Genomic DNA, 12,700 nt, shown 5'->3' with positions numbered 1-12,700 from the left:
TAAAAAAGGATTCTACCATCTGATCCCGTGGTTTTCAGCACTTTTAGCATACGATTGCGCGCTTTTTTGCCTGAGTTTTGATCACTACAATATGTTGGGGATAATAGCGTTGAAAGGCACAATTTAGCCGGTCTGAACGTCAGCCTCAGAGGTTGCCGTGCAGGCTGAGCATGCAGTAAATCACCATGCCAGCAACGACCAGTCCTCCACCAAAGCGGTGTAGCAGACGATCGGGCAACCGCGTCATCGTCAGGATCATGCGTCGCCAGGCGCGCGGCATAAACATCGGTCCCAACCCTTCCAGCACTAACACCAGCGCCAGCGCCATCCAGATGCTTGTTTTCATTCTGATACCCAAAAAAAAGGGCCGACAACATTGTCGGCCCACAGGTTATATCAGTTCTTAGCGTGTCGCGTTAGAGGGCGCCTTCATATATCGGAAGAAGTCGCTATCCGGGCTTAACACCATCACATCCTGATCGCTATTGAAGCTGTTTTCATAGGCACGCAGGCTACGAATAAAGGCGTAGAAGTCAGGATCTTTGCTAAACGAATCGGCAAACAACCGCGCCGTTTCCGCATCACCGTCACCGCGTGTAATCAGCGCTTCACGCTGGGCTTCAGCCAGAGTACGGGTGACCTGGTAATCGGCCTGGGCGCGCAGTTTTTCCGCCTCTTCCTGACCCTGTGAACGCTGGCTACGCGCTACCGCTTCACGCTCAGCACGCATACGGTTGAAGATCGCATCAGACACTTCGGTCGGCAGGTTGATCTGCTTAATGCGAACATCCACCACCTGAATACCTAACGCCGCCATACTGTTCGGGTTCGGTGCTGGCTCGCTGCTGTTGGTTTCACGCTCGACACGGGCCGCTGCACTGGCAATCGCGTCATCAGCCGCAGGGGTTGCGATTTCATCATCGTTGCCTGCAGAGCCGGTATTCAGCGCGTCACGCACATCGGTAGTCAGACGACCACGGGAGTCCGTTACGATATCTTTCACATCCAGACGACCCATCTCAGAACGCAAGCGGTCACTGAACTTACGTTTCAGCAGCACTTCCGCCTGAGAGACATCACCGCCACCAGTGGCCAGGTAGTAGCGACTGAAGTCGCTGATACGCCACTTGATGTAGGAGTCTACGATCAGATCTTTCTTCTCTTTGGTGACGAAGCGATCGGCCTGGTTATCCATGGTCTGGATACGCGCATCCAGCGTTTTAACCGTTTCCAGGAATGGAATCTTGAAATGCAGACCCGGCTCAAACACCTGCGGCTTGTTTTCGCCGTCGCGCAGGACTTTACCGAAGCGCAGAACAATGCCTCGCTGCCCTTCCTGCACCACAAACAGGGACGCATAGAGCGCCACCAGCACGACAATGATTAAAAATACTATTGGCTTACGCATCGATTACTCTCTCCCTTCGCGCTGGCTGTCGCTGCGCTGAGCATTCGCCCGACGCTGATCCATGATATTGTCCGGACTGTATGACGACGTGTCATTGCGGCTGGCACTGCTATCGGAGCGCGCAGGCAGCGAAGAACCATTCGCGCCTTTCTGACCATTCTGGCCCGATGAAGTCTGACCGCCACGCATCAGTTGATCCAGCGGCAGCACCATCAGGTTATTACCCCGATCGTTAACCAGTACTTTGCGGGTATGGCTCAGCACACGCTCCATGGTCTCGATATAGAGACGCTCTTTGGTGATTTCGGGTGCAGCTTTATACTCAGGCAGAATCTTGGCGAAACGCGCCACCTCACCCTGCGCTTCCAGCACGGTACGCTCTTTGTAAGCGCGTGCCTCTTCCAGAATACGTTGCGCCTGGCCGTTAGCACGAGGCTGAACTTCGTTGGCGTAAGCTTCGGCTTCACGAACGTACTGCTCGCGGTTTTCGCGTGCGGCAATCGCGTCATCAAATGCAGACTTCACCTCTTCCGGCGGACGTGCAGCCTGGAAGTTGACGTCCAGCACCGCGATCCCCATGTTATAAGGGCGAATTGTCTCGTCGATTTCACGCTGGGTATCGCTACGCACCACGGTACGACCTTCGGTCAGGATGCGGTCCATGGTAGAGCGACCAATCACGCCGCGCAGTGCGCTGTCGGTAGCCTGACGCAGGCTGTCGTCCGCGCTGGTCACAGCATAAAGATAACGTTCCGGATCGGTCACGCGGTACTGCACGTTCATTTCCACGCGCACCACGTTCTCATCCGAAGTCAGCATGACGCCAGAAGCAGCCAGTTCGCGCACCGATTCAACGTTAACCGCACGCACCTGATCAACGAATGTCGGCTTCCAGTTCAGGCCGGGTTCGACCAGATGGCTGAATTTACCGAAGCGCGTCACCACGCCACGTTCCGCTTCTTTGATGGTGTAGAAACCGCTTGCAGCCCAGATGACTACAGCAGCAACAGCCACGATACCAACAATTTTGCCACCGCTGCCGGAGCCGCGCTGACCGTTGTCGTTCTGTTTGCCACCGCCCAGTCCACCAAGCTTCTTGCTCAGCTTACGGAAGATATCATCCAGATCAGGAGGCCCGGATTCCCGTCCTCCCTTATTCCCCCCAGAGTTGCCGCCTTGATTATTGCTGCTTCCCCACGGGTCGCGGTCCTGTCCGTTATTTCCGGGCTGATTCCACGCCATGTTTCTACTCCATTTATTGTAATTACGATTTTTACCCTTCAGCTTTCGGATTGCAGCGGTGTTGGCTGCCTTCGCTCACCCCGGTCACTTACCTGCGTAAGCTCCCGGGGTTTCACTCAGTTGCCGCCTTGCTGAAATCCAAAATACTCGGGTAACGCCAGCGTATTCGGGTCTGCAAAGAAAGTGCGACAATCTTCAATTTTTAAGGTAAATGCGTTTGGGCAACATCAAACAATGTAACTGGTCAGCGACGGTTCCTGCTTACATAAACGCATCCACTCAATAATGGGCATACGAATCTGCAATCCTACACTGCCGTCTTCTTCATTCCACTCTTTCTCAATCGCCTGCAGCTGATAGAAACGGCTGCGAAGTCGCCCCGCTTCCGGTGGCAGACGTAATGCGTGCTGGGCTATTTCACCCGCCAGACGCTCAGACAGCGCCTGCCATAGCAACGGAATGCCTGCGCCTGTCTGGGCGGAAAGCCAGACGCGGATTGGCAGGTTCTCTTCGTTACGATCAATACGTGGTTCGAATCCGTCGAGCATATCGATTTTATTCATCACCAGTAACGTCGGGATTTCGTCCGCTTCAATCTCTTCCAGTACGGCATCGACGGCGGCGATATTTTCCGTGACGCGAAGGTCAGCCCCATCAATCACGTGCATTAACAGCGTCGCCTGACGAGTCTCCTGCAGCGTGGCTTTAAAAGCGGCAACCAAATCGTGAGGAAGATGGCGAATAAAGCCTACCGTGTCCGCCAGTACCACGTCCCCGACATCAGCAACATTCAGACGACGCAGTGTGGGGTCGAGCGTCGCAAACAGCTGGTCTGCGGCAAAGACGTTGGCGGAGGTCATGGCGTTAAAGAGGGTCGACTTGCCGGCGTTGGTGTAACCCACCAGCGAAACCGTTGGCACATCCGCTTTGGCGCGTGACTGACGTCCCTGCTCACGCTGTTTTTCAACTCGCTCAAGACGAGACAAAATCTGACTGATACGGCCGCGCAGCAGTCGGCGGTCCGTTTCTAACTGCGTTTCACCCGGGCCACGTAAACCAATCCCGCCTTTCTGGCGTTCAAGGTGGGTCCAGCCGCGCACCAGACGTGTCGCAAGATGGCGCAGCTGTGCCAGCTCAACCTGCAATTTACCTTCGTGGGTACGTGCGCGTTGGGCAAAGATATCCAGAATTAAACCGGTGCGATCAATGACCCGGCATTCGCACAGGCGCTCGAGGTTTCTTTCCTGAGCGGGCGTAAGGGCATGATCGAATAATACGACCGATGCTCCTGTTGTTTTTACCGCATCGGCAATTTCAACGGCCTTTCCTTCACCGACAAAATACTTGGGGTGTGGCGCTTTGCGGCTGCCAGTAACCACTTGCAGCGCCTCAACGCCAGCAGAAGAGACCAGGGTTTCAAACTCCTGCAAATCTTCTACTTCTTTGTCTTGGGAGAACCAGATGTGTACCAGTACGGCCTGCTCACCGGCTTCATAACGGTCAAACAAGCTATAACCTCGCTAAATAAAAGACCAGGACGGAAAACCGCTGTTCTCCGTTCCTGGCTGTACGGTGACGCGTTATTCTGCGTTATCACCGTCTTGTTGTGGCTGTGGCTGCGCAGTTGTGTTGCTGCCGCCATGATGGTAATTGTTGCTGCCGCCACCGGTATTATTGCTATGGTGAGAAACCGGGCGTGAAGGAACAACGGTAGAAATGGCGTGCTTATACACCATCTGACTCACCGTGTTTTTCAACAAAATGACGAACTGATCAAATGACTCAATCTGACCCTGCAACTTAATACCGTTAACCAGATAAATCGAAACCGGAACACGTTCACGACGCAGTGCGTTCAAAAACGGGTCTTGTAATGATTGCCCCTTAGCCATTCTATCTTTTCCTTATATGCTTGTTGTTTGTTGCAAGTAGAACCTATGGTTCTGAAAAAACTGCGTAAAAATTTGCGCACGATAACCCATCAATTGTACACAATCACCCATGCTTCGCACTAAGAACCTGTAACACTGTATCACGCGCCAGCCGGGGCTCGTCACTGTCAAGCCAGTGAACATTTTCCCAACCGCGTAACCAGGTCATCTGTCGCTTAGCAAGCTGCCGGGTTGCGCAAATTCCCCGATAAACCATCTCGCTGTAATCGATTTCGCCCGATAAATAAGACCACATCTGACGATAGCCAACACAACGAATGGAAGGCATGTCCGTATGCAAATCACCTCGTGCAAAAAGGGCCCGAGACTCCGCTTCAAATCCTGACGCCAACATCTGCTCAAAACGCAACGCGATGCGCTGGTGCAGCAATTCACGGCTCGCGGGGGCGATGGCAAACTGTTGCACGTCGTAGGGTAACGCTTCACCGGATGTTTTTGTCAGTTCCGTTAAAGTTTTACCCGAAATAAAAAAAACTTCCAGTGCTCGCGAAAGTCTCTGCGGATCATTCGGATGAATACGACTGCCGGCAACCGGGTCGATTTCACACAGCTGGCGGTGTAAAGCTTCCCAGCCTTTTTCACGCGCCGTTTGCTCTATCCGCTGACGAACGTCGGGATCGGCCGAGGGCAACGGCGACAATCCTTCAAGTAACGCCTTGAAGTAGAGCATGGTTCCACCAACAAGCAACGGTATTCGTCCGGCTTCAACGATATCCGCCATTTCTGCTAAAGCATCCCGCCGGAACTCCGCTGCCGAATAGGCTTCAGCGGGATCGCGAATGTCGAGCAGACGATGGGGTGCCACTGCTAACTCCTCAGCCGACGGTTTCGCCGTACCAATATCCATCTGACGATAGATTAAGGCAGAGTCTACGCTGATTAGTTCCACTGGTAACCGCTTACGCAATTCAATTGCTAAAGCAGTCTTGCCAGAAGCCGTGGGTCCCATCAAAAAAATAGCCTTTGGCCGGCCAGCCTGGTTTAATTCACTCATGCTTCAACGCGTTGATCGCGCTCTCAATCTCTATGGGCTGTAATAAGCCTGAAGGCGGCGATTTCAGCAGCTGTGGGCAAAGCCGTTCAAGCTCTGCCAGCAGGTTGATCGCCTGTGAGTGATTCCAGTCGGAGGACTCTGTATCCTGACGCCGCGCCAGCCACTGGGCCAGTTGCGTCGCAGAGATCTCCTGCTGCCGGGCGAGATAGCCTAACAGCTCAGGAATCAAGATTTGTAAATTTTGTGTTCGTAACGGTAAAGGCACCGCGCGTAAGGTCACGTGGTCACCTTCGGGCTGAAGATCAATACCCATCTGATTGAGCAGGCTGCTCTTTTCTTTTGCGGCCTGCCGTTCATCCAGGGCGATTTTGAGCCGCACCGGAATCAGCAGGGGTTGCGGTTTAAGCCCTTCCTCACCCGGTTCAAGCTGCGCCTGTTTCAGCCAGCGCGCCGCGACCGGCAGCGCCATCAGCATTAACTTCTGATCCTGCTCCAGCAGCGCATAGTGGTTTTGCAACACGGTCAGTACCCGACCAAAACTCTGGGCATGCGCGGCCAGCGGCGAGGGTTTTTCGGCCGGACGCGGTGCCGGTTCACGGGTTTTTGGCGGCGGCGTGGCACTGACAGGCGTTTTCAGCAACTGCTGATAAACCGCGCCTTCACGCTGACGATACACGTTCTCTTTGTTTTGCCAGGCCGGCGCCGCTGCGGGCGGTGTTTGCCGCGTGGAGGCTGAAGATTGATTCTCGCTGGCGGGCGCTGAAGGCTGCGCAAAATGATTCCCCCCCGCCGCCTGACGGTTTTCCGGCTGCCAGCGCGGTGCGGCTTCTTCTGCCTGCAGCGCAGGCAAAATGGGTGACGCTATCGCCTGTAACGCGCTGACCACGCCCTGATAAATAAAATCATGCACCAGGCGTGACTGATGAAAACGCACTTCATGCTTGGCCGGGTGAACGTTGACATCCACCTGATGCGGATCGATCTCCAGATAGAGCACGTAAGCGGGCTGCTGGTCATCCTGGAGCTGGGTCTGGAAAGCCTGGCGAATAGCGTGATTAATCAGCTTGTCGCGCATCATCCGGCCATTGACGTAGCAATATTGTAACTCGGTGACCTGGCGCGAACCGGCGGGATCGGCGACCCAGCCGCGCAGCGAGAGATCATCATGCTGCCAGTCAATTCGCAGCGCATGCTGAATAAACGTGGTGCCGCAGATAGCTGCCAGTCGCCGTTCGCGCTGGCTCTCCTCGCTGACCGCCCGATACTGACGCATCATTTTGCCGTTGTGGCTCAGTGAAAGCGCGACATCAAAACGCGCCAGTGCAATACGACGGATCACTTCGTCGATATGACCGAACTCGGTTTTCTCTGTGCGCATAAATTTGCGGCGCGCCGGGGTGTTATAAAACAGATCCAGCACTTCGAGCGTGGTCCCACACGGATGCGCAGCCGGTTTAACCGTTACCGTCATATCACGCCCTTCCGCATAGGCCTGCCAGGCTTCGGTTTGATCGGCGGTACGTGAGGTTAAGGTCAGGCGGGAGACAGAACTGATACTGGCGAGCGCTTCACCGCGAAAACCCAGGCTCATGATCGCTTCCAGATCATCCAGTGAGGCGATTTTACTGGTGGCGTGTCGGGCCAGCGCCATCGACAGCTCGCTTTTCACGATGCCGCAGCCGTTGTCACGAATGCGGATAAGCTTTGCGCCCCCCTTTTCAATATCAACGTCAATGCGCGTTGCACCAGCATCCAGGCTGTTCTCCACCAGCTCTTTTACAACCGATGCAGGACGTTCAACCACTTCACCCGCCGCAATCTGGTTTGCCAGTTGGGGCGGTAAAATTTGTATCGGCATGGTTTTCCTTTTAGCTGGCCGCCCGGCGCAGCGGCCGGGCAAACAATCAGGATGCAGGGATTTTCAGGTTCTGCCCCAACATGACGTTGGTCGATTTCAGATTATTGGTCTGCATTATCGCTTTCGGGCTGACGCCATAATGTGCGGCAATGCCGGTCAGTGAATCCCCCACAACCACTTTATGACGCACAACGCCGCGTGGCGTGGCGCGCGTGGTGCGGCTGGCGGCCGCACTGGCCGGCACTTTCAACCGCTGTCCGACCCATACCACATCCCGCTTCAGGGTGTTCATCTCACGCAGGGTCGCCATGCTGACGCCATACTTCGCGGCAATCCCGGAAAGTGTCTCACCGCGCGTTACCGTATGGCGCTGAGTTACGCCGGTATATTGCGTCACCCCGGTCGCCGGGTTGCTGGCGACGTTAACCGCTGGCGACGAGCCCAGCGGCCGGTTTTCCTCCTTTGGGATGGATTGCAGCGGGTGCGCCAGGAAATAAGTGCGCAGACCTTTATAGATCGACTGCGCAATCTTATCCTGGTGTGCGCTACTGCCAAGCAGTCGCTCCTCCGAGGAATTACTGATAAAGCCGGTTTCCACCAGCAAAGAAGGAATATCGGGTGAACGCAGCACGCCAAGACTGGCATGCTCAGGCAGACGTTTATGCAGCGACGTCACGCTGCGCATCTGCTGTAACACTTTCTGGGCGATGTCATAACCGACACGCTGCGAGTGACCGAATTGCAGGTCAAGTACCGCCTGGCTGAGGTAGGGGTCGGCCTGACTGTTAGCCAGCAGGTCACCTGCGCCGCCCAGCAGCTCAGACTGTTTCTCTTTCTGCTCCAGCCAGTTAGCCATCTCGTTATTGGCCCGGCGGTTTGATAATACCCAGACCGATGCACCGGTCGCCGCATGGCTCGGCGCGGCGTCAGCATGAATTGAAACCAGCACGTTGGCGTTGGCTTTACGCGCCACGTCGGAGCGGCCCATAACCGAGATAAAATAGTCGCCATCACGCGTCAGGACGCCTTTGAACATCGGATCGTTATTCAGCAACACCCGCAGTTTACGTGCAATTGCGATCGTGACGTTCTTCTCTTTCAGTCCGCGCTGCCCGATAGCGCCGGGATCCTGACCGCCATGTCCGGCATCAATCGCCACAATCACGGTATCATTCTGGCTGACGGCCCGGCCAGGACTCACGGTGCTGGCTGTGCTGGTCACGGACGTCACCGGATTCGAATTAAAGGGGTTAGCCGCTGCGGCACTCTGGGTGGGCACGCGCGCCGGGGCCGTTACCGGCGCAGGCACACTGCGCGTAACAGCAGGTGGCTTACCGGTAATGGTGAAGACCACGCTGTAGCTGTTGCCATTGCGCTGGGTGACCGCCCGGGTTTTACCCGCCTGCGTCAGCTCAAACACCAGCCGCACGCTCTGTTTATCTTTCGGGGTGCTGGTGCGAATTCGCTTTACGATGTTTTCGCCGCTGAAATTTAACGGCAGCCCCTGAACCACGCCGCTCTGGCGCACATCAAGCACCACACGGTCAGGATTGCGCAGCGGGAAGAAGCCATAGACAGGCTGTCCGGCAAAGTTCAGGGTGATGGTTGCCAGGCTGTCGCCATTAGCGACTTTGATATCCGACAGGGTGGCGGCAAACAGGGGTGTACAGACCAGCAGCAACAGTGTCACCAGCGCTATTTTCATCCGTGACATCATGCCTGATCCCTGCCCTGACCAAATTGTTCAAGCCATTGCTGGCCCGACGAGGATTGTGCCGTCAGTTCCGCTTCACGCGCCTCGCCCACGTAACGCAGCGTTAGCATGAGATCGGGCGGCGGCAGAAAACCGGCGCCCTGCTGCGGCCATTCAACCAGGCAGATAGCATCGCCGCTGAAATAGTCGCGGATGCCCATGAATTCAAGCTCTTCAGGATCGGCAAGACGATAGAGGTCGAAGTGATAAAGTGTGCGGTCGTCCAGCGTGTAAGGCTCAACCAGCGTGTAAGTAGGGCTTTTGACGTTGCCCTGATGGCCCAGCGCCTGCAGAAAGCCGCGGCTGAAGGTGGTTTTACCCGCCCCCAGATCGCCATAGAGATAAATCACTGCCGCGCTGCCACAGGCGCGCGCCAGCTGAGCGCCCAAACTGAGCGTAGCCGCCTCATCGGGCAAAGAGATAACACAGGTCTTCATGCTTCTTTATTCATCTCAGGATTAACAAACTGCCACAGCAGATCCAGTAAATCAGTTGCCAGCATACCGCGCGTACCACGTTCCGCAGCGACCGCATCGGCCGCGGCACCATGTGCAACGCAGCCGGCGCAGGCCGCATCAAACAGCGTCAGTTTCTGGCCCACCAGCGAGGCGATGATTCCACTCAGGAGATCGCCCATACCGCCGGAGGCCATACCGGCATTGCCCACGTCAGCAAAGGCCATTTCACCTTGCTCGCTGGCAATCAGCGTACCGGCACCTTTCAGTACCACTACACCACCATAACGCTGCGCCAATGTCTGCGCTGCATGTAAGCGGTCACTCTCAATTTCACTGGTCTCGGTATTCAGCAAACGCGCCGCTTCTCCAGGATGCGGCGTAATAATGCGATTCTGACGTTTCTCCGCACTGATTGCCAGCAGGTTAAGTGCATCCGCGTCCCAAAGCATCGGCTTTTCACTACTCGCGACCTGCTTCAGCGCCCGCTTTCCCCAGTCGCGCTGACCCAGACCGGGCCCTATCGCAATGACATCGGCCCACTCCAGCGCCTCCGTCAGGCGCTCATCGGTCAGTTCATCGACCATAATTTCGGGCCGGGCGGTCAGGATCGGAATAATATTATCTTTGTGAGTAAGTACTCGCACTAACCCACTACCGCTGCGCAACGCCGCTTCTGCCGTCATCCGCACCGCGCCAGCGGTACCGGCATCGCCCCCCACTACCAGCAGCCGGCCATGACTGCCCTTGTGCGAGGTTGGTTTGCGCGGCTTGAGCCAGCGGGTTAATGCGCTGGCATCATAACGCGCGATGGGAGCTACTTCGCCCGCCAGAAAAGCGGCCAGGCCGAGATCCGCATAGTAAAGCTCTCCAATGTAATCTCGCGCTTTGCCAGTAATCTGGCCCGGTTTCAATGCGACTACACTCAGCGTATGGCTGGCATTAATTACCTCACCGGGCGCGGTGCCATTGCGGGCTGATAAGCCGGAAGGCATATCAATGGCAAGTTTCGGCGCCGCATGAGCGTTCGCCTGCTGGATCAGCGTGGCATAGGGTTCTTCGGGCGCACGATGACTGCCGGTTCCCAGCAGCGCATCCACAATCACATCGATCTGCTCTGGCCAGACCGCATCGGCCGCATGAATTTCACCGCCCGCATCCAGCCACGCGTCACGTGCACGCTGCGCCTCTTCAGGCAACGCTTTTTTACTTTCGCACGCCAGCAGCGTAACGGTTTTGCCCGCCGCCTGTCCCAGTCGCGCCAGCACATAACCATCGCCACCGTTATTGCCGTGACCACACAGAATCAGCCAGTGGCTGGCCTCTGGCCAGTGCGCAGTCAGATGCTCGTAAGCGGCCTGTCCGGCACGCAGCATCAGCTCATACAGCGTAATGCCGAGCGCATCGGCCCCCTGTTGCTCAAGCTGGGCCACAGCCTGCGCAGGCCAGACAGAATATGGTAAACTGCGGCTGTTTTTCTTCGAATCCTGGTTACTCATGTCATACCCTCTCGATCTTCATCAATTCGCACAACAGATTAAACAGTGGGGATTGGATCTCGGCTTTCAGCAGGTCGGCATCACCGATACCGATCTCAGTGCGGAAGAGCCGCGCCTGCAGGCGTGGCTGGATAAGCAGTATCATGGCGAGATGGAGTGGATGGCGCGACACGGCATGATGCGGGCGCGTCCTCATGAACTGCTGCCCGGCACGCTGCGCGTTATCAGCGTTCGCATGAACTACCTTCCGGCCAAAGCCGCCTTTGCCAGCACGTTGAAAAATCCCCAACTGGGCTATGTCAGCCGTTATGCATTAGGTCGTGATTACCACAAAGTATTGCGCAATCGACTGAAAAAGCTCGGAGAAATGATCCAGCAGCATTGTGGCGAGCTTAATTTTCGCCCGTTTGTGGATTCGGCCCCGCTGCTTGAGCGGCCGCTGGCAGCCAAAGCGGGACTCGGCTGGACCGGCAAACATTCGCTGATACTGAATCGGGAAGCAGGCTCATGGTTTTTCCTCGGCGAACTGCTGATCGATATTCCGCTGCCGATAGATACACCGCAGCAGGAGCAGTGTGGCCGCTGTGTCGCCTGCATGACCATCTGCCCTACCAGCGCGATCGTTGAGCCCTACGTCGTGGATGCCAGGCGCTGTATTTCCTATCTCACCATTGAGCTGGAAGGCGCGATCCCGGAAGAGTTTCGCCCGCTGATGGGCAACCGGATATATGGCTGTGATGACTGCCAGCTGATCTGTCCGTGGAATCGCTATGGACAACTCAGTGACGAAAGCGATTTTTCACCGCGAGCGGCGCTACACGCCCCTGAGCTGATCGATCTGTTTCAATGGGATGAAGCGAAGTTTTTACGCATCACTGAAGGCTCAGCGATTCGCCGCATTGGTCATTTACGCTGGCTACGTAATATTGCAGTGGCGCTGGGTAACGCGCCCTGGTCGCCCGAAATCGTTCAGGTACTGGAACAACGACTCGGTGAAAGTGACCTGCTGGATGAACATATTCTGTGGGCAATCACGCAGCAGCAGCAGAAACGCGAGCAACTCGTGGTTGAAGTGCAACCTGCCCAGCAGAAGCGCCTGGTTCGTGCAGTAGAGAAGGGTTTACCGCGTGATGCGTGATTGAACAGCTTGATCGCGAATTATCGTTTTCCACATGCTGTGAATAAAAATAAAAAGCTGTTGTCATTCAACTGCAACAACGCTGATTTTGCTGTTAAATAACAAATTGAAATATTTTCATAATGATAAATATCAACAACTTATATAAAAGTTGTGTTTATTTAATAATGAGGCTATCGCTTCGGTTAACCTGCAAGGTTGTGGATAACTCTGTTCAAAAGCCATTTACAGATCGCCGTAACAGGCGCAGATGATGGGGTGCAGTGCTGTGGATAACCTTCATGAAACAATCAAAATCACGCGACGTAAAACAGTCGGCTAACGGACTGAAATGAGGGTGATGTTAAATCTGGAGCGGGAAACGAGACTCGAACTCGCGACCCCGACCTTGGCAAGGTCGT

11 protein-coding genes are annotated in these 12,700 nt (G+C 55.5%); 1 reads left to right on the top strand and 10 read right to left on the bottom strand.

Annotated features, from left to right (window positions below; all coding sequences use genetic code 11):
- Positions 1-145 precede the first annotated feature (145 nt).
- The 10 genes from ACK13D_RS07705 to nnr all read right to left on the bottom strand — a co-directional run bounded on the left by ACK13D_RS07705 (position 146) and on the right by nnr (position 11,161).
- The gene (locus ACK13D_RS07705) at positions 146-346 is read right to left on the bottom strand and encodes a DUF2065 domain-containing protein (RefSeq protein ID WP_010256126.1); all 201 of its coding nucleotides are present in this window, start codon (positions 344-346) and stop codon (positions 146-148) included.
- A 57-nt stretch (positions 347-403) separates the two neighbouring features.
- On the bottom strand, positions 404-1,408 hold the full coding sequence (gene hflC / locus ACK13D_RS07700) for a protease modulator HflC (protein WP_010256123.1): 1,005 nt from the start codon (positions 1,406-1,408) through the stop codon (positions 404-406).
- A gap of 3 nt (positions 1,409-1,411) precedes the next feature.
- Positions 1,412-2,650 (bottom strand): FtsH protease activity modulator HflK, encoded by a 1,239-nt coding sequence (hflK, locus tag ACK13D_RS07695; RefSeq protein WP_022623936.1) that lies wholly within the window; start codon positions 2,648-2,650, stop codon positions 1,412-1,414.
- Positions 2,651-2,877: 227 nt separating this feature from the next.
- Positions 2,878-4,158 carry a ribosome rescue GTPase HflX gene (gene hflX, locus ACK13D_RS07690; RefSeq protein ID WP_010256119.1) on the bottom strand — a complete coding sequence of 427 codons (1,281 nt, stop codon included), beginning with the start codon at positions 4,156-4,158 and terminating at the stop codon, positions 2,878-2,880.
- A 72-nt stretch (positions 4,159-4,230) separates the two neighbouring features.
- A complete protein-coding gene (gene hfq / locus ACK13D_RS07685) occupies positions 4,231-4,542 on the bottom strand; it encodes an RNA chaperone Hfq (RefSeq protein ID WP_010256116.1) in 312 nt (103 codons plus the stop codon).
- A gap of 103 nt (positions 4,543-4,645) precedes the next feature.
- Complete coding sequence (gene miaA, locus ACK13D_RS07680; protein WP_010256112.1) at positions 4,646-5,596, bottom strand: tRNA (adenosine(37)-N6)-dimethylallyltransferase MiaA; 951 nt, start codon at positions 5,594-5,596, stop codon at positions 4,646-4,648.
- Positions 5,589-7,454 carry a DNA mismatch repair endonuclease MutL gene (gene mutL, locus ACK13D_RS07675; RefSeq protein WP_089414878.1) on the bottom strand — a complete coding sequence of 622 codons (1,866 nt, stop codon included), beginning with the start codon at positions 7,452-7,454 and terminating at the stop codon, positions 5,589-5,591. Before mutL ends, miaA begins: the two co-directional genes overlap by 8 nt.
- A gap of 46 nt (positions 7,455-7,500) precedes the next feature.
- Positions 7,501-9,171 (bottom strand): N-acetylmuramoyl-L-alanine amidase AmiB, encoded by a 1,671-nt coding sequence (gene amiB / locus ACK13D_RS07670; RefSeq protein ID WP_418796069.1) that lies wholly within the window; start codon positions 9,169-9,171, stop codon positions 7,501-7,503.
- On the bottom strand, positions 9,168-9,644 hold the full coding sequence (gene tsaE, locus ACK13D_RS07665) for a tRNA (adenosine(37)-N6)-threonylcarbamoyltransferase complex ATPase subunit type 1 TsaE (RefSeq protein WP_064690027.1): 477 nt from the start codon (positions 9,642-9,644) through the stop codon (positions 9,168-9,170). Before tsaE ends, amiB begins: the two co-directional genes overlap by 4 nt.
- Positions 9,641-11,161, bottom strand: a complete 1,521-nt coding sequence (nnr, locus tag ACK13D_RS07660; protein WP_263056240.1) for a bifunctional ADP-dependent NAD(P)H-hydrate dehydratase/NAD(P)H-hydrate epimerase — start codon at positions 11,159-11,161, stop codon at positions 9,641-9,643. Before nnr ends, tsaE begins: the two co-directional genes overlap by 4 nt.
- Here nnr and queG point away from each other — a divergent pair.
- A complete protein-coding gene (gene queG, locus ACK13D_RS07655; protein WP_010256097.1) occupies positions 11,160-12,299 on the top strand; it encodes a tRNA epoxyqueuosine(34) reductase QueG in 1,140 nt (379 codons plus the stop codon). The genes nnr and queG overlap by 2 nt on opposite strands.
- The last annotated feature ends 401 nt before the right edge of the window (positions 12,300-12,700 follow it).

This window comes from Pantoea sp. K16 (genome assembly GCF_048452805.1).
Classification (GTDB): domain Bacteria; phylum Pseudomonadota; class Gammaproteobacteria; order Enterobacterales; family Enterobacteriaceae; genus Pantoea; species Pantoea agglomerans.
Note: the sequence above shows the minus strand (reverse complement) of the source record. Positions and strands in the feature narration are given on the sequence as shown.

Bases quoted from the DNA above. Each gene is read 5' to 3' on its own strand.
- queG (WP_010256097.1), top strand. From the start codon at position 11,160: ATGTCATACCCTCTCGATCTTCATCAATTCGCACAACAGATTAAACAG.
- hflC (WP_010256123.1), bottom strand. From the start codon at position 1,408: ATGCGTAAGCCAATAGTATTTTTAATCATTGTCGTGCTGGTGGCGCTC.
- hflK (WP_022623936.1), bottom strand. From the start codon at position 2,650: ATGGCGTGGAATCAGCCCGGAAATAACGGACAGGACCGCGACCCGTGG.
- nnr (WP_263056240.1), bottom strand. From the start codon at position 11,161: ATGAGTAACCAGGATTCGAAGAAAAACAGCCGCAGTTTACCATATTCT.
- ACK13D_RS07705 (WP_010256126.1), bottom strand. From the start codon at position 346: ATGAAAACAAGCATCTGGATGGCGCTGGCGCTGGTGTTAGTGCTGGAA.
- tsaE (WP_064690027.1), bottom strand. From the start codon at position 9,644: ATGAAGACCTGTGTTATCTCTTTGCCCGATGAGGCGGCTACGCTCAGT.
- mutL (WP_089414878.1), bottom strand. From the start codon at position 7,454: ATGCCGATACAAATTTTACCGCCCCAACTGGCAAACCAGATTGCGGCG.
- amiB (WP_418796069.1), bottom strand. From the start codon at position 9,171: ATGATGTCACGGATGAAAATAGCGCTGGTGACACTGTTGCTGCTGGTC.
- hfq (WP_010256116.1), bottom strand. From the start codon at position 4,542: ATGGCTAAGGGGCAATCATTACAAGACCCGTTTTTGAACGCACTGCGT.
- miaA (WP_010256112.1), bottom strand. From the start codon at position 5,596: ATGAGTGAATTAAACCAGGCTGGCCGGCCAAAGGCTATTTTTTTGATG.